At 72.1% G+C, this 18,080-nt stretch carries 21 protein-coding genes and 4 tRNA genes; 14 read left to right on the plus strand and 11 right to left on the minus strand.

Annotated elements, in window-relative coordinates:
• Positions 1 to 80: 80 nt before the first annotated feature.
• Positions 81 to 587 (minus strand): YajQ family cyclic di-GMP-binding protein, encoded by a 507-nt coding sequence (locus AC1DYZ_RS15150; RefSeq protein WP_477066014.1) that lies wholly within the window; start codon positions 585 to 587, stop codon positions 81 to 83.
• 168 nt (positions 588 to 755) lie between these two features.
• Between AC1DYZ_RS15150 and AC1DYZ_RS15155 the strand changes: the two genes are divergently transcribed.
• Positions 756 to 837, plus strand: a tRNA-Tyr gene (locus tag AC1DYZ_RS15155).
• Between the two features lie 102 nt (positions 838 to 939).
• Here AC1DYZ_RS15155 and AC1DYZ_RS15160 read toward each other — a convergent pair.
• A complete protein-coding gene (locus AC1DYZ_RS15160) occupies positions 940 to 1,407 on the minus strand; it encodes a hypothetical protein (protein WP_477066015.1) in 468 nt (155 codons plus the stop codon).
• A gap of 128 nt (positions 1,408 to 1,535) precedes the next feature.
• On the opposite strand from AC1DYZ_RS15160, the gene AC1DYZ_RS15165 reads away from it, so the two are divergent.
• The 5 genes from AC1DYZ_RS15165 (at position 1,536) to AC1DYZ_RS15185 (ending at position 2,868) form a co-directional block, all read left to right on the plus strand.
• Positions 1,536 to 1,608, plus strand: a tRNA-Thr gene (locus AC1DYZ_RS15165).
• A 60-nt stretch (positions 1,609 to 1,668) separates the two neighbouring features.
• Positions 1,669 to 1,742 (plus strand) — tRNA-Met (locus AC1DYZ_RS15170).
• 85 nt (positions 1,743 to 1,827) lie between these two features.
• Positions 1,828 to 1,998: a 50S ribosomal protein L33 gene (gene rpmG, locus AC1DYZ_RS15175; RefSeq protein WP_029290226.1), complete on the plus strand. Its 171-nt coding sequence runs from the start codon at positions 1,828 to 1,830 to the stop codon at positions 1,996 to 1,998.
• 10 nt (positions 1,999 to 2,008) lie between these two features.
• On the plus strand, positions 2,009 to 2,458 hold the full coding sequence (locus tag AC1DYZ_RS15180) for an FAS1-like dehydratase domain-containing protein (RefSeq protein ID WP_477066016.1): 450 nt from the start codon (positions 2,009 to 2,011) through the stop codon (positions 2,456 to 2,458).
• Entirely contained in the window at positions 2,455 to 2,868 is a 414-nt protein-coding gene (locus AC1DYZ_RS15185; protein WP_477052234.1) for a MaoC family dehydratase, read from the plus strand. Before AC1DYZ_RS15180 ends, AC1DYZ_RS15185 begins: the two co-directional genes overlap by 4 nt.
• Here the strand turns inward: AC1DYZ_RS15185 and AC1DYZ_RS15190 are convergent.
• Positions 2,861 to 3,925, minus strand: a complete 1,065-nt coding sequence (locus tag AC1DYZ_RS15190; protein ID WP_477066060.1) for a LacI family DNA-binding transcriptional regulator — start codon at positions 3,923 to 3,925, stop codon at positions 2,861 to 2,863. The genes AC1DYZ_RS15185 and AC1DYZ_RS15190 overlap by 8 nt on opposite strands.
• Before the next feature lie 181 nt (positions 3,926 to 4,106).
• Between AC1DYZ_RS15190 and AC1DYZ_RS15195 the strand changes: the two genes are divergently transcribed.
• The 3 genes from AC1DYZ_RS15195 to AC1DYZ_RS15205 are packed head-to-tail and all read left to right on the plus strand — an operon-like array spanning position 4,107 to position 7,927.
• A complete protein-coding gene (locus tag AC1DYZ_RS15195) occupies positions 4,107 to 5,480 on the plus strand; it encodes an MFS transporter (RefSeq protein ID WP_477066017.1) in 1,374 nt (457 codons plus the stop codon).
• 37 nt (positions 5,481 to 5,517) lie between these two features.
• Entirely contained in the window at positions 5,518 to 6,768 is a 1,251-nt protein-coding gene (locus AC1DYZ_RS15200; RefSeq protein WP_477066018.1) for an MFS transporter, read from the plus strand.
• A 58-nt stretch (positions 6,769 to 6,826) separates the two neighbouring features.
• Positions 6,827 to 7,927 (plus strand): UDP-N-acetylmuramate dehydrogenase, encoded by a 1,101-nt coding sequence (locus tag AC1DYZ_RS15205; RefSeq protein ID WP_477066061.1) that lies wholly within the window; start codon positions 6,827 to 6,829, stop codon positions 7,925 to 7,927.
• On the opposite strand, the gene AC1DYZ_RS15210 is transcribed toward AC1DYZ_RS15205, so the two are convergent.
• The 6 genes from AC1DYZ_RS15210 to AC1DYZ_RS15235 all read right to left on the minus strand — a co-directional run bounded on the left by AC1DYZ_RS15210 (position 7,849) and on the right by AC1DYZ_RS15235 (position 13,787).
• The gene (locus AC1DYZ_RS15210) at positions 7,849 to 8,289 is read right to left on the minus strand and encodes a GntR family transcriptional regulator (RefSeq protein ID WP_477066019.1); all 441 of its coding nucleotides are present in this window, start codon (positions 8,287 to 8,289) and stop codon (positions 7,849 to 7,851) included. The two genes, AC1DYZ_RS15205 and AC1DYZ_RS15210, sit on opposite strands and share 79 nt — an antisense overlap.
• Positions 8,286 to 9,203: a hypothetical protein gene (locus tag AC1DYZ_RS15215; protein WP_477066020.1), complete on the minus strand. Its 918-nt coding sequence runs from the start codon at positions 9,201 to 9,203 to the stop codon at positions 8,286 to 8,288. The genes AC1DYZ_RS15210 and AC1DYZ_RS15215 overlap by 4 nt, the downstream gene beginning before the upstream one ends.
• A gap of 61 nt (positions 9,204 to 9,264) precedes the next feature.
• On the minus strand, positions 9,265 to 10,287 hold the full coding sequence (locus AC1DYZ_RS15220) for an adenosine deaminase (protein WP_477066021.1): 1,023 nt from the start codon (positions 10,285 to 10,287) through the stop codon (positions 9,265 to 9,267).
• The gene (locus AC1DYZ_RS15225; protein ID WP_477066022.1) at positions 10,284 to 10,967 is read right to left on the minus strand and encodes a response regulator transcription factor; all 684 of its coding nucleotides are present in this window, start codon (positions 10,965 to 10,967) and stop codon (positions 10,284 to 10,286) included. Before AC1DYZ_RS15225 ends, AC1DYZ_RS15220 begins: the two co-directional genes overlap by 4 nt.
• Positions 10,964 to 12,493, minus strand: coding sequence for a sensor histidine kinase (locus AC1DYZ_RS15230; protein ID WP_477066023.1), 1,530 nt, complete (start codon positions 12,491 to 12,493; stop codon positions 10,964 to 10,966). The genes AC1DYZ_RS15225 and AC1DYZ_RS15230 overlap by 4 nt, the downstream gene beginning before the upstream one ends.
• Positions 12,494 to 12,557: 64 nt before the next feature.
• On the minus strand, positions 12,558 to 13,787 hold the full coding sequence (locus AC1DYZ_RS15235) for a pyridoxal phosphate-dependent aminotransferase (protein ID WP_477066062.1): 1,230 nt from the start codon (positions 13,785 to 13,787) through the stop codon (positions 12,558 to 12,560).
• Positions 13,788 to 14,013: 226 nt separating this feature from the next.
• On the opposite strand from AC1DYZ_RS15235, the gene AC1DYZ_RS15240 reads away from it, so the two are divergent.
• The 5 genes from AC1DYZ_RS15240 (at position 14,014) to rplA (ending at position 16,826) form a co-directional block, all read left to right on the plus strand.
• Positions 14,014 to 14,086 (plus strand) — tRNA-Trp (locus AC1DYZ_RS15240).
• A gap of 150 nt (positions 14,087 to 14,236) precedes the next feature.
• Positions 14,237 to 14,527 carry a preprotein translocase subunit SecE gene (gene secE / locus AC1DYZ_RS15245; protein WP_456826269.1) on the plus strand — a complete coding sequence of 97 codons (291 nt, stop codon included), beginning with the start codon at positions 14,237 to 14,239 and terminating at the stop codon, positions 14,525 to 14,527.
• A 107-nt stretch (positions 14,528 to 14,634) separates the two neighbouring features.
• Positions 14,635 to 15,456, plus strand: a complete 822-nt coding sequence (nusG, locus tag AC1DYZ_RS15250; protein WP_477066024.1) for a transcription termination/antitermination protein NusG — start codon at positions 14,635 to 14,637, stop codon at positions 15,454 to 15,456.
• Positions 15,457 to 15,538: 82 nt separating this feature from the next.
• Positions 15,539 to 15,970, plus strand: a complete 432-nt coding sequence (gene rplK / locus AC1DYZ_RS15255) for a 50S ribosomal protein L11 (RefSeq protein ID WP_056023364.1) — start codon at positions 15,539 to 15,541, stop codon at positions 15,968 to 15,970.
• Between the two features lie 136 nt (positions 15,971 to 16,106).
• Positions 16,107 to 16,826: a 50S ribosomal protein L1 gene (gene rplA / locus AC1DYZ_RS15260; RefSeq protein ID WP_456826271.1), complete on the plus strand. Its 720-nt coding sequence runs from the start codon at positions 16,107 to 16,109 to the stop codon at positions 16,824 to 16,826.
• A 73-nt stretch (positions 16,827 to 16,899) separates the two neighbouring features.
• Here the strand turns inward: rplA and AC1DYZ_RS15265 are convergent, their stop codons facing one another.
• Positions 16,900 to 17,427, minus strand: coding sequence for a hypothetical protein (locus AC1DYZ_RS15265; RefSeq protein ID WP_477066025.1), 528 nt, complete (start codon positions 17,425 to 17,427; stop codon positions 16,900 to 16,902).
• Entirely contained in the window at positions 17,408 to 18,037 is a 630-nt protein-coding gene (locus tag AC1DYZ_RS15270; RefSeq protein WP_477066026.1) for an RNA polymerase sigma factor, read from the minus strand. The genes AC1DYZ_RS15265 and AC1DYZ_RS15270 overlap by 20 nt, the downstream gene beginning before the upstream one ends.
• Positions 18,038 to 18,080 lie beyond the last annotated feature (43 nt).

Genomic DNA, 18,080 nt, shown 5'->3' on the forward strand with positions numbered 1-18,080 from the left:
GTCCGGCGTCCATCACGACGCAGGCACGCGCAGCGCGACGAGCCGCGCCGTCGGCGGCCGCTCCCCGCGGCACCGGAGGGTCAGCGGTAGTTCGTGAACTGCAGGTCGGCGTCCACGTCGGCGCCCTTGAGCAGCGCGATGACGGCCTGCAGGTCGTCGCGGCTCTTGCCGGTGACCCGCAGCTCGTCGCCCTGGATCTGCGTCTTGATGCCCTTGGGCCCTTCGTCGCGGATGATCTTCGCCACCTTCTTGGCGGTCTCGCTGCTGAGGCCCTCCTTGATGAGCGCCTCGAGGCGGTACTCCTTGCCGGACGGCTTCGGCTCGGGTGCGTCGTCGCCGCCGGTGTCCAGGGACTTCAGGGAGATGCCGCGCCGGATCAGCTTGGTCTGGAAGACGTCGAGGATCGCGAGCACCCGCTCGGAGGAGTTGGCGATCATCAGGATCTTCTCGCCGCTCCACGCGATCGAGGCGCCGACGCCCTTGAAGTCGTACCGCTGGGCGATCTCCTTCGAGGCCTGGTTGAGGGCGTTGTCCACCTCCTGGCGGTCGACCTTGCTGACGACGTCGAACGAGGCTTCGCTCGCCATGGCTCTCCTCCTGCTGCCCGCGGTCGCGCGGACTGGTCTCGTGGGCGTCGGTGCTCGTGGTGCTCGCCTGCGTTTCGCGAGCACTGCCCGGGAGTTGCTATCCTTCCACCCGCACGCTGCACGCGCGTTCGCCCCTGGGGCGTCCTCTCGGTCGGTGGGCACACCCTTGGCGGGTTACCCGAGTGGCCAAAGGGGGCTGACTGTAAATCAGCTGGCAACGCCTACGGGGGTTCGAATCCCTCACCCGCCACGGACCGGACGGCCGTTCTCCTCGCGAGAGCGGCCGTTCGTCGTTCCCGGGACAGCACGACGGGCCGCCCCCGAGGTCGAGGACAGCCCGTTCGTGGGTCGGTCAGGCCGTCGCGGCGCAGGTGTACGTCCCCTCGGTGAGCGAGACCGTCGCACCCTCGTAGAGCGTGTCGAACGTCCCGGCGTCCTGCGCCGACCCGAACGCGACGCCCACGCCCAGCGGGTCGGCGAACCCGGTCAGGCCGGCCAGCTGCTCCTCGGCGCCGCTCTGGCACGCGGGATCCCACGGCAGCGTCTGGTAGCCGAGGGCGGACAGGGAGTCGATCGAGGGCTGCAGCGTGGTCGTGTCCCCGTCGCCGGTCTCGGTGACGTCGGTCCACACCACCCAGAACTGGTCGGCGGCGGCGGTGGGGTCGATCGCGGTGGGCCAGGTCGTGGCGGCCTGCGTGCCCGCCGTGCCGGCACCCGAGGTGGCGGCGTCGTCGTCGCCACCCGTGCACGCGGTGGTGCTGAGCAGGAGGGCGGCGGTGAGCGTGAGGGCAGCAACGATGCTGCGTCGAGGCTGGCGCATGGGCCGGATCGTGGCACGCAGCGAGCGGCACCGACCATGACGTGAATCGTTTAGGAACGGGGCGGTGACGCACGGCACGGCGGCCGATTTCGCGACCACCCCAGGGCCCGTGTAACCTTGCTCGCGCTGCCCCGATAGCTCAGTCGGCAGAGCGTCTCCATGGTAAGGAGAAGGTCAAGGGTTCGATTCCCTTTCGGGGCTCTGTGGTGTGTTCGAAGGATGTGTCGTGATTCCGCGGCACTGACCCGGGCGCATCGACATGGCGGGGTAGCTCAGGTGGTTAGAGCACACGGCTCATAATCGTGGTGTCGCGGGTTCGAGTCCCGCTCCCGCTACCGCCAGTGACACAACAGCGCGTCGGCCGGCGCGCAATGACGAGATCGCATGCATCCCGTACCGGGTGCGAGAGGTGGCAAGACCATGGCCAGCAAGAGCTCGGACGTCCGTCCGAAGATCACGCTCGCGTGCACGGAGTGCAAGGAGCGGAACTACATCACGAAGAAGAACCGTCGGAACGACCCCGACCGTCTCGAGATGAAGAAGTTCTGCCCGCGCGACAACCGCCACACCCTGCACCGCGAGACCCGCTGACCTCGCGTCCATGCCGGTCGATGTCGGGTACGCGGGACGTCAGTACCCGCCGACCGAGGCCTACGAGGTAGGCGCAGAGAAGCTCCGGGAGTTCGCCGACGCGGTCGGCGCCTCCCACGCAGCCCACACGGATCCGTCGGTGGCGCGCACGCTCGGGTATCCCGACGTCATCGCGCCGCCGACGTTTGCCGTTGTCGTGGCCCAGCGGGCCGAGGCCCAGCTGTTCGAGGACCCCGCCGCCGGGATCGACTTCAGCCGCGTCGTGCACGCCGACGAGCGGTTCACGCACCACCGGCCCATCCACGCGGGCGACCGCCTGGTCACGGTCCTGCACGTCGACTCGATCACCGTGCGCGCCGGGCTGGCTATGATCACGACGCGCGCCGAGATCTCGGCGGAGGACGGCGAGGCCGTCGCGACCGTCGTGTCCACGCTGGCCGTGCGCCCGGAGGAGTCATGACGAGCGAGCTGACCGTCGGCGACGAGGTCGCCCGCCGCGAGATCACCGTCGACCGCGCGCGGCTGGTCCGGTACGCCGGCGCCAGCGGCGACTTCAACCCCATCCACTGGAACGACCGCGTCGCCACCTCGGTCGGCCTGCCGGGCGTCATCGCGCACGGCATGTGGACCATGGGCGCGGCCTCGAGCGTCGTCGCCGACTGGGCGGGGGACCCCGGTGCGGTCCTCGACTACCAGGTCCGCTTCACGCGTCCCGTCCCGGTGCCCGATCCCGGGGCCGCGACCATCGAGGTCGTCGCCGTCGTCGGCGCCCTCGACCCGGAGGCCGGGACCGCGCGCATCGACCTCACGGTCGCCGTCGCCGGCGTCCGCGTGCTCGGCAAGGCCCAGGCGGTCGTCCGCCTCAGCTGACGGGCGCGGGGCCCGTCGTGGTCCCGACCCGAAGCTCCACGGGCAGCTCGCGCGTGGACGGGCCCGAGCCGGCCAGGAAGTCCTCGACCGCGTGACCGACCGCGGCGCCCTTCTCCTCCAGCGGCTGCACGACCGTGGTGAGCACGTCCGGCTGGAGCCACGGCAGGTCGAGCCCGTCGAACCCGCTCACGGACACGTCCTCGGGCACGCGCAGCCCGAGCTCCCGGGCGGCGAGCACGACGCCGGACGCCAGCAGGTCGGACTGGCAGGCGATGGCGGTCGGCCGGTCGGCCGTGGAGAGCAGCGCGGTGCCGGCGGTGCGGCCGTGCTCGACCAGCGACGCCGGCGTCTCCCAGATCGCGACGGGCGTGACCCCCGCGTCGGTGACGCCGGCCATCCTCCGCCGGGTGATCTCCCAGTTGAGGTGGTCCATCTGGTCGGCGGCCACGAGCCCCTCGCCGCGCGACCGGTCGAACGGAAGCGTGACGGTGGCGATCCGGGTGTGCCCGAGCGAGAGCAGGTGCTCGGTCGCCTGGCGCATCCCGCCGCGGTCGTCGATCCCGACCGAGCTGACGTCGCTCTGGTGCTGGCCCTCGAGGAGGACGGTCGGGATGCCGCGCCGCCGCAGGGCGCCGAGCATGGGGTCGTCCGTCGTGCCGCCCCACATGATCACGGCGACGTCCATCGCGGCGGACTCGATCAGGGGGTCGACCGCCGGTCCGCTCGGGTCGCTGGACCCGGGGATGAGCAGGACGCCGAGATCGAGCGGGCCGAGCGTGCTGACCAGGCCGTCGAGCACCTGGATCGACACGGGGTCACGGAACGAGCGGCGCAGCGAGTCGCCCACGATCACGCCGACGATCCCCGACCGCCCGCGGCGCAGCTGGCGGCMGAGCGGGTTGGGCCCCGAGTAGTCCAGCGCGGCGGCCGCGTCGAGCACCCGCTGCCGGGTGGCCGCGGCGATCGGACCGGCGCCCGAGAACGCGAGCGACGCGGTCGACACCGACACGTGCGCCGCGGCGGCGACGTCGGCCAGGGTGGGGCGTAGGGAAGACAGGTCTCGGACCTCCGGGTCGGCGGCGCGGACCTGGAGGGACGCGACGCGCGGACGGGCAAAGCGTTTGACGCAGCGGCCAGCGTACCCGCAGACTGTGGCCGTCCCTCAAATCGATTCGACCGATCCCGACGGCGCCCGGTCGAATCGATTCGATACGCAAGCCAGAACGATGGAGCGAGCCGTGCGCCACCCCACCCCCGCAGTGAGTCGAGCCCGCTGGCTCCTCATGGGTCTCTTCGCCCTCGCGGGCATCACCTTCTCCAGCTGGCTCGCGCGGATCCCGACGGTCCGCGACCTGCTCGACCTGTCTACGTCCGAGCTCGGCGTCCTGCTGCTCGTCGGCTCGGTGGGCGCCCTGCTCACGGTCACGGTCTCGGGCATGGTCGTGCAGCGGTTCGGCAGCCGCGTCGGGATCATCGCGTCGACGGCCGTGCTCGCGGTCGCCCTCGTCCTCATGGGCATCGGACCCTCCATCGGGTCGCTGACCATGCTCGGCATCGGCATCTTCCTCAACGGCGTGGCCGTCGCGCTGGGCAACGTGCCCCTCAACGTCGAGTCCGCCCGCATCGAGCGCGCCATGGGCCGCACGGTCATCCCGCAGTTCCACGCCGCCTTCTCGATCGGCGCCGTGACCGGCTCGGCGCTGGGGGCGACGGCGTCGCACCTCGGGGTGTCGGTCACGGCGCAGTTCGTCGCGGTCGCGGTCCTGGCCGTCGTCTGGCGGCTGGCCTCGCTGCGCGGTGTCGTGCTCGCCGACGCCCACGGCGACCGCCCCCGGACGCGTGCGGTCACGCCCGCCGGGGCGGCGACGATGGGCCGACGCCGCCGGATCGCCAGCTCGCTCGACTCGTGGCGGGAGCCCCGCACTCTGCTCATCGGCGTCGTCATCATGGCCGCGGCCCTCTCCGAGGGGTCCGCCAACGACTGGCTGTCGCTCGCCGTGGTCGACGGGTTCGACCAGACCGAGGCCGTCGGCGGCGCGATGCTCGGCGTCTTCGTCGGCGCGATGACCCTGGTCCGCCTGCTCGGCACCCGCCTCATCGACCGGTTCGGCCGCGTCCCTGTCCTGCGGGTCTCGGGGGTCGTGTCGATCGTCGGCCTGCTGCTCTTCGGCTTCGCGCCGTCCCTGGTCCTGGCCGCCGTCGGCATCGTGCTCTGGGGCTTCGGCGCCGCGCTCGCCGTGCCCGTGGGCATCGCCGCGGCGTCCGACGACCCCATGCGCGCGGCCGGTCGCGTCGCCGTGGTGTCCTCGTTCGCCTCGGTGGCCTCGATCGCGGCCCCACCGCTGCTCGGGATCGCGGCCGCGTCGACCGGCGCCCGGCACGCCCTCGTCGTCATCGCCGTCGCGATGGTGGCGAGCGTGCTGCTCGCCGGGCGCGTAGCCCCCGAGCGGGTGTCGATCGCGGAGGCGCCCACACGTCCAAAGGACGACGAGCCGATCGTCCATCTCGCGGACGCCGACCCGGACCCGTACGGCGCGATCGCCGCCCGGCACGCCGACCACGTGACGGCCGACCGCCGTCACACCCGCCGCCGCCTCGTGCGTGTGCCCTAACTAGCGAACGGACGACATCATGAACACCGGAGGGCCGATGACGACGCCAGCGGGACACGACGACGAGCTGCTCGGGACGAGCGCGTCCGCGCACGTCTCGCGCGTGGTGGAGAAGGCCTCGATCGCCGTCTTCGTCGTCTTCTTCCTCAACGGCTTCAACTTCGCCAGCTGGGCCGCGCGCCTGCCGGCGATCCGCGACGGGCTCGGGTTCGACCCGGCGCAGATGGGCCTGCTGCTGCTCGTCGGCGCGGTCGGGTCGCTGGTCGCGCTGCCGCTGTCGGGCATGGTGATCGAGCGGCTCGGTGCCCGCCGGACGGTGCTCGCGTTCGCGATCCTCAACGCCAGCGGGCTCGTCGTGGCCTCGATCGGCGTGGCGCTCGGCGAGGTCGCGGTCGTCGGCCTGGGGCTGGTGCTGTTCGGCGTCGGCACCGGGGTCTGGGACGCGTCGATGAACGTCGAGGGTGCGGTCGTCGAGCAGCACCTCGGTCGCACGATCATGCCGCGCTACCACGCGGGCTTCTCGTTCGGCACCGTGGCCGCCGCCGGTATCGCCGCGGTCGCGGCGTGGCTGCACGTCCCGGTCATCGTGCACATCCCGATCGCGGTGGTCCTGTCGGTGGTCGGCGTCGCGTTCGCGGTGCGGGCCTTCCTGCCCGCGGCCGACGAGCCGGACCTGCGGCACCCGGCCGACCGACCGGAGAAGGGTGCCCGGGGGGCGCTGGCCGCCTGGCTCGAGCCGCGCACGCTGCTCATCGGTCTCGTCGTGCTGGCCGCCGCCCTCACCGAGGGCTCCGCCAACGACTGGGTCAGCCTCGCGGTCGTCGACGGCTTCGACGTCCCGCACGCCCTGGGCGCGCTCACGTTCGCCATCTTCGTCACGGCGATGACGGGCATGCGCTGGTTCGGCACGACGCTGCTCGACCGGTACGGCCGCGTGGCGATCCTGCGCCTGTGCGCAGCGCTGTCGATCGTCGGACTCGTCACCTTCGCGCTCGCCGGCCACCTCTGGCTCGCGGTGATCGGCATCGTGGCCTGGGGTGCGGGCGCCGCGCTCGGCTTCCCCGTCGGCATGAGCGCGGCCGCCGACGACCCGATCCGCGCCGCCGCGCGGGTGAGCGTGGTCTCGACCATCGGGTACAGCGCGTTCCTCGCCGGCCCGCCGCTGCTCGGCCTGCTCGCCCAGCACGTCGGGTACCGGCACGCACTGCTGGTCATCGTCGTGCCCGTGGTCCTCGGTCTGCTGGTGGTGAACGCGGCCGCCCCGCTCAAGCAGCGAGGGCTAGCCTGATCGCGTGCAGACCGAGCTGAGCACGGACGACTGCTCGCCCGCGAGCGTCCCTCCGACGATCCACTGGCCCGCCACGACCGCGCTGTCCTCCAGCCTCGCCGACCTCACGACCCTGCGGGTCGGCGGTGCGCCGAGCCGGTACGTGGAGACGGCGACCGAGGCCGAGCTGATCGAGACCGTGCGCGCGGCGGACGAGGCGGGTGAGCCCGTGCTGGTCGTCGGCGGTGGGTCCAACCTCTTGGTGGCGGATGCGGGGTTCGACGGGGTCGTCGTGCGTGACGTGCGCAGCGGGATCGATGTCCCGGACGCCTCGGCGTGCGCCGGGGCGACGCTGAGCGTGCCGGCCGGGACGCCCTGGGACGACGTCGTGCGGTACGCGGTCGAGCAGGAGCTCACGGGCATCGAGACGCTCTCGGGCATCCCGGGTTCGACGGGTGCGACGCCGGTGCAGAACGTCGGCGCGTACGGCCAGGAGGTGTCGCAGAGCATCGCGACCGTCCGGGTCTGGGACCGCAGCCGCGGCAAGGTTCGTACGCTGCCGCTGGTGACGCTCGCGTTCGGCTACCGCACGTCGCTGCTCAAGCGGTCGATGCGGTCGGCTGACGCCGACGATCCGCGTGCCCCATGGTCGCCGACGCCCCGCTACGTGGTGCTGGACGTGACCTTCCAGCTGCGCCCCGGTGATCTGTCCCGCCCGATCGTCTACGCCGAGCTGGCCCGGACGCTGGGGATCGAGGTCGGCCAGCGCGCGCCGCTCGCCCAGGTCCGCGAGACCGTGCTCGCCCTGCGGGCCCGCAAGGGCATGGTGCTCGACCCCGCCGACCACGACACGTGGAGCGCGGGCTCGTTCTTCACCAACCCGTTCCTCTCCGCCGACGCCGCGGCCGCGCTGCCGGAGGACGCCCCCCGCTTCCCGACGGACGACGGGCGCGTGAAGTCGAGCGCCGCCTGGCTCATCGAGCGGTCCGGCTTCTCGCGAGGCTTCGGTGCTCCCGGCCCCGCGACGCTCTCGACCAAGCACGCGCTCGCGCTGACCAACCGCGGGGGAGCGAAGGCCGAGGACCTGCTCGCGCTCGCCCGTCAGGTGCGCGACGGCGTCCGGGCGTCCTTCGGGGTCGAGCTCGAGCCGGAACCGGTGCTGGTGGGCGTCACGCTCTGACGCCCGAGCAGCGCGCCGTGCACCAGCACGAGCGCCTCGTCGTCGGTCAGGCCGGCCGCCCGGACGGCGGCGACGTACGTCTCGGCGGCCCGGCGCGCGATGTCGGTCGGCACGGAGGCGCCCTCCGCGATGACCGTCCCGGCTCGGCGACGGGTCTCGACGACGCCTTCGGCCTCCAGCTCGCGGAACGCCCGCGCGACCGTCCCGGCGGCCAGACCGAGGTCGGTGGCCAGCGCGCGGATGGTGGGCAGCCGGTCGCCGGCCACCAGCCGCCCGGCCGCGACGTGCGCGACCACCTGCGCGCGGATCTGCTCGAACGCGGGGACGCCGGAGGTGAGATCGACCTCGAGCTGCGCGGTCATGCCGTCACGGGCGGGGCAAGGACCGGCACGGTGGCGGCACCTGCCGCGGGGGCGCGGCTGCAACGCAGCGCGACGACCGCGGCGGTGAGCGCGATGACGACGGCGGCGACGGCCGCGGTCGCGGCGAGGGCCCGTGCGGATCCGGGGCCGAAGGCGTCGGCCCATCGGGGGTCCACCCCTCGTACGGCGTTCGCGGCCACGAAGACGCACGGTGTGAGCGTCCAGGCGACCATCAGCTGCACCCCGGCCAGCACCCGCCGGGCGGAGGTTCTCCGCAGCGTGGCGTCCGCAGCGGGGTCCGTGTCGGCCACGGCCGGCCGACGGGCGACGAGGGCGAGGACAGCGATGCAGCCCGCGACGAGGACGACCATGGGGACCCCGATAAATCGCCCGTAGTACCACCCCGGGAACGGGCTCATCGTGCTCACCGACCCGTCGACCTGAGCGTAGGAGAGCGAGCGGCCACCGGTCCCCGCCACCGCCCCGCAGAGCACCAGCAGGAAGCCGAGCAGCGCGAGCCACGTGCAGGTCAGGGCGGCCAGCGCGCGGGGGGTGATGTCTCGGATCCGGCGCCGGACCAGGGGAGCGCGACGCACCGGACCCGCCGGTCGGGGCCAGGTCAGCTCTCCGACCAGGTGCACGACCACGAACCCGACTCCGGCGAGGGACGGCAGAGCGGCGGTGATCGCGCCGAGCGTGAGCCCCTGGAGATACGGGGTCGAGAGGGCGAGGACGGCCAATGGCACCGGGATCAGGACGCACCAGGCGAGCAGGGAGACCCGGCGGGCGTGCCCGGTGGCCGCGATCCACGCCTCCGACGGTGAGATCGGACCGGTCGTGCGAACGGGCCGCAGCGCCCAGGCGACGCCGCCGACGAGAGCGAGTGCGAGGACAAGCCAGATGCTGACGACCATGACCGTCTCCTGTATCAATGAGTTGATGTATTGATACAATGACGTGAGTCGCTGCGCGGTGTCAAGACGCCAGCCAGTCGTCCACCCCGGCAAGCAGCCGCGCCCGCACGCCGTCGCTCGCGCGGCTCGCCCGGATCGACGACCGCGCCAGCTCCGCGAGCTCGTCGTCGGTGAACTCGTGCACCTCGCGCGCCAGCACGTACTGGTCGACCAACCGGGACCGGAACAGCAGGGGGTCGTCGGCCCCGAGCGCCACGGTCGCGCCGGCCTCGACGAGCGCGCGCAGGGGGACGTCGGACGCCCTGTCGTACACGCCGAGCGACACGTTGGACGCGGGGCACACCTCGAGCGCCACGCCCTCGTCGACCACGCGCGCCAGCACGCGGGGGTCCTCGGCGGACCGGACGCCGTGGCCCAGGCGGTCGGGGTGCAGGTGCTCGACGACGTCCTCGACGTGCGCGGGCCCCAGGAGCTCCCCGCCGTGGGGCACCGAGGCCAGCCCGGCGTCACGGGCGATCGCGAACGCGTGCGCGAACTCGGACGTCTCGCCCCGGCGCTCGTCGTTGGACAGCCCGAAGCCGACCACCTGGCCGGGCCCGTCGCCGGCGTGGTGGGCCGCGAGCCGGGCCAGCGTGCGCGCCTCGAGCGGGTGCCGCATGCGGGAGGCGGCGACGATGACGCCGACGTCGACCCCGGTGCTCGCCGATGCGGACCGCACCGCGTCGAGCACGATCTCCAGCGCGGGCGTCAGGCCCCCGACGAACGGCGCGTACGACGTCGGGTCCACCTGGATCTCGAGCCGGCCCGACCCCTCGAGCGCGTCGTCCTCGACGGCCTCGGTCACTACCCGGCGCATGTCCGCCTCGCCGCGGACGCACGCGCGCGCGGCGTCGTAGAGCCGCTGGAACCGGAACCAGCCGCGCTCGTCGGCGGGCACGTGCAGGGCGTCGTCGTCGAGGAGGGCGGACGGCAGGCGGATGCCGTGGGTCGCGGCCAGCTCCGCCAGCGTGGAAACCCGCATGGAGCCCGTGAAGTGCAGGTGCAGGTGGGCCTTCGGCAGGAGGGCCAGATCGCGACTGCTCACACGCCAGCCGTGGTCGCGTCGATCAACCGGTACCCCACGCCCCGGACCGTGTCGAAGTGTTCCGCGCCGACCTTGCGCCGCAGGTACCTCACGTACACGTCGACCACGTTGGACCCGGGGTCGAAGTCGAAACCCCACACCTCGGACAGCAGGCGCTCGCGAGTGAGGACATCGCCGGGGTGGCGCAGGAACGTCTCGGCCAGCGCGAACTCCCGTGCGGAGAGGTCGACCTCCTGGGTGCCGACCTTCATCCGTCGGGTCCGCAGGTCCAGCTGGAGCGCCCCGTGCTTGAGCACGGAGGCCTCCCCGGGCGCCGCCGTCTGGGCGCGCAGACGCAGCCGGACGCGGGCCAGCAGCTCCTCGAACCGGAACGGCTTGGCCATGTAGTCGTCGGCCCCGGACTCCAGCCCCGTCACGGTGTCGGTGACCGACGAGCGCGCGGTGAGCACGATGACGGGCACGGTCTCACCGGCGGCTCGCAAGCGCCGCAGCACCTCGAACCCGTCGATGTCCACCAGGCCGAGGTCGAGGACGAGCAGGTCGACGTCGCCCGCCTGGACCCGGGCGATCGCGTCCTCGCCGGACGTCACGGCGCTCGTCTCGAACCCGGCGGCGCGCAGGCCCTTGGCCACGAAGGCGGCGATGCGCTCCTCGTCCTCCGCGATGAGGATGTGCGTCATCGGTTCTCCACCAGCTGGGCGACGGTTCGGGTCTCGCCGTCCACGAGATCGACGGCCGGCAGGTCCAGCACGAAGACCACGCCGGGCCCGACGTTAGCCGGTGGATGCTCCACGAACACCTCTCCGTGGTGGGCGTGGGCGATCGCGGCGACGATCGGCAGCCCCAGCCCGGCGCCGTGGGAGATGCGGTCGGCCTGCCCGCGGTGGAACCGCTCGAAGATCCGGCCCTCCTCGCCGGGCGGCACCCCGGGACCCTCGTCGCGCACCCACAGCAGCAGTCGGTCGCCCGACACCTCGCTGCCGAGGCGCACGGTGGAGCCCGGTGCTGAGTAGCGGCAGGCATTCGCGAGCAGCTGCAACCAGGCCTGTGTGACGCGCTGCGCGTCGAGCTGCACCGTCACGTCCGCCCGGGCGGCCACCACCCAGCGCCGGTCGCCCAGCGCGCGGGCCTTGTCGTACACGTCGTCGGTGAGCCGCCCGACGTCGGTCGCCGAGTACTGGACGAAGTCGGGTCGGTCCGTGGTGGCGAGCGTCATGAGGTCGTCGACCAGGCGCTGCATCCGGTCCAGCTCGTCGAGGGCGAGGGCCTGCGTGGCGCGGACGTCGTCGGGATCGTCCGGGTCGAGCAGCTCCAGGTGGCCGCGCACGATCGTCAGCGGCGTGCGCAGCTCGTGACCCACGTCGTCGAGGAGCTCGCGCTGCGACCCGAAGGCCCGCTGGAGCCGGTCGAGCATCGCGTTCACGGTGCGCGCCATGTTCGACAGGTCGTCCTTGCCGGTCACGGCGATGCGCTCGGACAGGTCCGACTCGGTGATCCGGCGGGTGGTGTCCCGCAGCAGGCGGATCGGCCGCAGCAGGCGCCCGACGACGAACCAGGCGACGACCGCGATGACAGCGAGGGCCGCGAGCCCGACGGCGGAGTAGGTGAGGAAGGTGCTGCGCAGGCCCGACATCTCGGCGGAGCGGTCGAAGGCGACGACGAACATGCCGGTGCCCGGGTCTCCCGACAGGAGGACCGGCACGGCGATGAGGCGGTACCGCGTGGTGCCGGTCGTGACCGTCCGGGCCAGCGCTGCGGTGTCGACCGGCAGCGTCGCCAGGGCCGCGACGAGCTCGGGGTCACGCTCGAGCCGGAGCGACCGGGTCTCGGCTGCGGGGAGCCACTTCGGCTCGCCGTCGACCAGCGTGATGACGCCCTCGTTCTTGCCGGGCACGCGGTTGCGGACGCCCTCCTTCAGCACTGCGCTCACGCTGTCGAAGGGAAGGTTCGTCGTGGGGTCCTTGCCGGCCTGCACCTGACGCAGCGCGGCGACGGCGCGCGACAGCGAGTTGTCGATCCGGGCGTCGGTCTCGGCAGCCTGGAGCGCGAAGGCGGTGCCGCCGGCGATCATCACCGTCAGGGCCGCCAGCAGGACGACGGCCGTGAGCAGGCGCGCCCGGACCGTGAGGTGCGCGAGCGTGCGCCGGTGTGCAGGGGCGGCAGCGCTCACGGCGCCCGAAACGTCGGCGCGGGCGCTGCGATGCATGGGCCCAGTATGTCCGCCGGGTCTGGCCGTGCGCAGGCGTCTCAGGTCGGCCGTCCGCGACCGCCTACTCGGCCTCGGCCAGCAGCGACTGGATCCGGGTGATCCCCTCGACGAGGTCGTCGTCGCCCAGCGCGTAGGACAGGCGCAGGTACCCGCTCGGCCCGAACGCCTCACCGGGCACGACGGCCACCTCGGCCTCCTCGAGGATGAGCGTCGCCAGCTCGGCCGACGTCGTCGGGGTCACGCCGCGGATGGTCCGGCTGAGGACACCCTCGACCGACGGGTACACGTAGAACGCGCCCTCGGGCGTCGGGATCCGCACGCCGTCGATCTGACCGAGCATCTCGACGATGGTCCGGCGCCGCCGGTCGAACGCGGTCCGCATCTCCTCCACGGCCGCGAGGTCGCCGCTGAGGGCGGCGATCGCCGCCCGCTGCGACACGTTCGCCACGTTGGACGTCAGGTGCGACTGGAGGTTGGTCGCCGCGGAGATGACGTCGGCAGGGCCGATCATCCAGCCCACGCGCCAGCCGGTCATGGCGTAGGTCTTGGCGACGCCGTTGAGCACGATCGTCGTGTCCGTCAGCTCGGGCACCACGCGCAGGATCGGCGTGAACACCGCGTGGTCGTACGTGAGGTGCTCGTAGATCTCGTCGGTGATGACCCAGATGCCGTGCTCGAGCGCCCAGCGGCCGATCTCGGCCGTCTGCTCGGGGGAGTACACCGCGCCGGTCGGGTTCGACGGGGAGCAGAAGAGCAGCGCCTTGGTCCGCGGCGTCCGGGCCGCCTCGAGCTGCTCGACTGTCACCAGGTACCCCTGGTCCGCACCGGCGAACACCTCGACCGGGACGCCGCCCGCGAGCCGGATCGCCTCCGGGTAGGTGGTCCAGTACGGCGCTGGCAGCAGCACCTCGTCGCCCGGGTCCACGATCGCCGCGAACGACTGATAGACGGCCTGCTTGCCGCCGTTGGTCACCAGCACGCTCGACGGCTTGACCTCGTAGCCCGAGTCCCGCAGCGTCTTCGTCGCGATCGCCTCGCGCAGGGCGGGCAGGCCGGCCGCCGGCGTGTAGCGGTGGTTCACCGGGTCCTTGGCGGCGGCGACGGCCGCGTCGACGATGTACGCGGGGGTCGGGAAGTCGGGCTCCCCGGCACCGAAGCCGATGACCGGCCGGCCGGCCGCCTTGAGCGCCTTGGCCTTGGCGTCGACCGCCAGCGTCGCGGACTCGGCGATCGCGGCCAGTCGGGCGGACACACGGGCACGGGGAGGGGTCTGCTCGCTCACGGCCCCCATAGTGGCAGAGGTCACGTCGGGTCGTGCCCGTCGTATCGGCGCGTGGGCTGGTGCCCTCCGCGCGGTTCGACCCACGGGCGCTCGTCGCGTACAGTGAACCCCCGGCGGTTGACGTCCGCCATGATGAGCCGTGCCCCGGAGGCCTCCGGGTGGCCGCTCGGACCCCCCAGCGGGTGGTGTCCGTCGGTGCGTGCGCACGGGGAGTCGTGGAGGCCCAGGCCGCCGTAGGGCAGTGGCGCAATTGGTAGCGCAGCGGTCTCCAAAACCGCAGGTTGCAGGTTCGAGTCCTGTCTGCCCTGCGCACGCGTTTCTACGTTCAGGTGTGTCGGGACGTACGAGATGGCGAGCAGGACCGCCGGTCGGTCCGGCGCGACGCGTCGGCCGCCCGTCTGCTGGGTATCCGCACGGGGCCCGGCTTGAGGAACCACCACGAGACGTAGGGGCCAGACGTGAGCGAAACAGCACCGGCTGCGGCGTCCGACGCCGAGGGTTCGGCGGCGCGCCCGTCGGCACCCAAGGCCCGCAAGGGTTCGTCGGATGCTCGTCGCGGCCTGTTCGCCCGCATCGCGCTCTTCGTCCGCCAGGTCGTCGCGGAGCTGAAGAAGGTCGTCCGGCCCACGCGGTCGGAGCTGATCACCTACACGAGCGTCGTGCTCGTGTTCGTCGCCGTGATCATGGCCTTCGTCACCGTGATCGACCTGGGCATCGGCAAGCTCACGTTCTGGGTCTTCGGAGGCTGACGGCCGCTCGGGGCCCGGCCCCGACAGCTAGGCAGTCGCCCCACCAGGGTTGAGCAACCACCGCGCCGGTTCGCCGGGCGCACACGCTGGAGAAAGCAGGTTCGCACGTGTCGCAGGAGTCGCAGGAGCCCACCACGGGCGCCGAGGCGGAGCTCGAGGACGCCATCGCGTCGGTCGAGGCCGTCGAGGCGTCGGCGCAGGACAGCGTCGTCGACGACGCTGCCGTCGACGAGGCCACCGAGAGCGACGAGGTTGCTGAGTCCGACGAGGCCGAGTCCGACGAGGCCGAGTCCGACGAGGCCGAGGCCGACGACGAGCCCGACGTCGAGGAGGACCCGGTCGCGGCGTTCAAGTCGCAGCTGCGCAGCCAGCTGGGCGACTGGTTCGTCATCCACTCCTACGCCGGCTACGAGAACCGCGTGAAGGCGAACCTCGAGAACCGTCGCCAGAGCCTCAACATGGAGGACTTCATCTACCAGGTGGAGGTCCCCATGGAGGAGGTCGTGGAGATCAAGAACGCGCAGCGCAAGGTCGTCAAGCGCGTCCGGATCCCCGGCTACGTCCTCGTCCGCATGGACCTGACCGACGAGTCGTGGGGCGCCGTCCGGCACACGCCGGGCGTCACCGGCTTCGTCGGCCACACGCACCAGCCCGTCCCGCTCACGCTGGACGAGGTCTTCTCGATGCTCGCGCCATCGCTGGAGCCCAAGCAGCCGACCACGGCCGCCGGCGCCGCCAAGGCCGCCGCGCAGATCAAGGTCGACTTCACGGTCGGCGAGTCGGTCACCGTCACGGACGGCCCGTTCGACACGCTGCCGGCCACGATCTCCGAGATCAACGCCGAGAACCAGAAGCTCAAGGTTCTCGTCTCCATCTTCGGCCGGGAGACCCCGGTCGAGCTGTCCTTCAGCCAGGTCGCCAAGATCTGACTGAGCTGCGCCGCCCTGCGGCTCAGCACTGCAACCGGGTCATCGCCCACGGCGTCGGCCCACGACACGAACGGAAGCAGCTATGCCCCCGAAGAAGAAGGTCACCGGCCTCATCAAGCTCCAGATCAAGGCCGGCGCGGCCACCCCTGCGCCGCCGATCGGTCCGGCGCTCGGTCAGCACGGTGTCAACATCATGGAGTTCTGCAAGGCGTACAACGCTGCCACCGAGGCGCAGCGCGGCAACGTCATCCCCGTGGAGATCACGGTGTACGAGGACCGCTCGTTCACCTTCATCACGAAGACGCCGCCGGCCGCCGAGCTGATCAAGAAGGCCGCCGGTGTGGCCAAGGGGTCCCCGACCCCGCACACCGTGAAGGTCGCCACCCTCACCAAGGCGCAGGTCAGCGAGATCGCGAGCACCAAGCTCGAGGACCTCAACGCGAACGACCTGGCCGCGGCCGAGAAGATCATCGCGGGCACGGCCCGCTCGATGGGCATCAAGGTCGAGGGCTGACCGGAGTGTGAGCGCAGGTCAGACCGAGAAGAAAGAGCATCGGGCTGACCTAGCAAGAACACAGTGGGCTGATCCCAGCTCGCTGAGAAGTGTGGAAGGGCCTGAACGGCCTGACTGACCACGACAGGAGAACAGCATGGCCAAGCACAGCAAGGCGTACCGCTCCGCGGTCGAGAAGATCGAGGAGGGCCACCTCTACAGCCCTCTCGAGGCCGTCCGTCTCGCGCAGGCGACGTCCACCACCAAGTACGACTCGACCGTCGAGGTGGCTTTCCGCCTCGGTGTCGACCCCCGCAAGGCGGACCAGATGGTGCGCGGCACGGTCAACCTGCCGCACGGCACCGGCAAGACCGCCCGCGTCATCGTCTTCGCCACGGGCGAGCGTGCCGAGCAGGCCCGCGCCGCGGGTGCCGACGAGGTCGGCGGCGACGAGCTCATCGACAAGGTCGCGGCCGGCTACACGGACTTCGACTCCGCCGTCGCCACGCCCGACCTCATGGGCAAGGTCGGTCGCCTCGGTAAGGTCCTCGGCCCGCGTGGTCTCATGCCGAACCCGAAGACCGGCACCGTGACGATGGACGTGGCCAAGGCCGTGTCCGACATCAAGGGCGGCAAGATCGAGTTCCGCGTGGACCGTCACGCGAACCTGCACTTCATCATCGGCAAGACCTCGTTCAGCGACGTCTCCCTCGTGGAGAACTACGCCGCTGCGCTCGACGAGATCCTGCGTCTGAAGCCGTCCGCCTCGAAGGGTCGCTACATCGCCAAGGCGACGTTCTCGACCACGAACGGCCCCGGCATCCTGGTCGACCAGAACAAGACGCGGAACCTCACCTCCGAGGACGACGCCGCCTGACGCTGGCAGCACGCACGACGAAGGCCCGGTTCCCCCTGCGGACCGGGCCTTCGTCGTCCTGCGGGACGGGCTGTCAGTACGGCAACCACTGCGTGATGCAGGTGCCGCCGTCGCTCGAGCACTCCAGCCGCAGCGGTCCGCCGGGGCGGACGTCGAAGCGGAAGTACCCGACGTCGTCGGTCTCGATCGTCGCCACGTCGCCCTCGGGCGTGCGCAGCGTGACCCGGCCCCGCGTCGCGGGGAGCAGCTGGCCCTCGATCGAGGACGTCTCGACCTCCACCTCGACACCGAGGCCGTGCCCCTCGAACACGAGCGTGCGAGACGCTCCACCGGAGCGGTCGCGGACGCCGACCGGCGCGTCGAGCGAGGTCGAGTCGTAGACGAGCTCGAGCAGCAGCAGGTCCATCTCGAGGCCGGCGCGGGCGTCGACCATGCCGCGGTGGGCGCGGAACGCCAGGTCGGCGCTGGCGACGACGCGGTCGTAGGTGTCCGCCTCGGCGAGTGCGAGGTTCAGGTCAGCCGCGAGGGCCTCGTCGTCGGGCCACGGCGAGTCGCCGTGCGCTCCGGTGGTGTGGGCGCGGTCATCCGAGTGCCAGGACATCGCGTCCTCCTTCTTCAGCCGTGGAGGCCGTCCAGGCCTTCACGTAGTTCTTGATCGCCGCCGTCTGACGCAGGCGGGCGAGGCCACGACCCCGGGTGGGGCCGATCGATCCGACGGGTACCCCGAGCTTCTCCGCGATCTCCGCGTAGCTGAGCGGGGGGTCGACGGCGAGCATGAGCAGGATCTCGCGCTGGTGGACCGGCAGCTCTGCCAGACCTTCGCGCAGCGCGCGCTCCCGCTCGAGGTGCAGCATCCGCTCGTCCATGTCGGAGTCGGACACGCCGTCGAGCCGGCCACCCTGGGGGTCGACGGGGACGGTGCGCCGGTTGACGTTGGTGACGCGGATGCACTCGTGCCGCGCCGTGGTGGCGATCCAGCCGGGCAGCGCGTGCGGGTCCCGGAGCTTCTCGAGGTTCTCGAGCAGGTTCAGCCACACGGTCTGCGCGACGTCCTCGGCCTGGTGCGGGGTGAGCCGGAACTGGCGCACCCGGGCCACGACGGCCGGGGTGTGCCGTCGCACGATCTCGCCCCAGGCACGTGAGTCCCCGCCCAGGGCGCCCGCCACCAGCGCGGGGGCGTCCCACCGGCGGTACGGATCCTCGTCGTCCATGTCTGTATCCCTTCGTCCGAGGACTCGGGAGCCATCATGGCGC

It is taken from the genome of Cellulomonas sp. P1_C4, assembly GCF_056406355.1.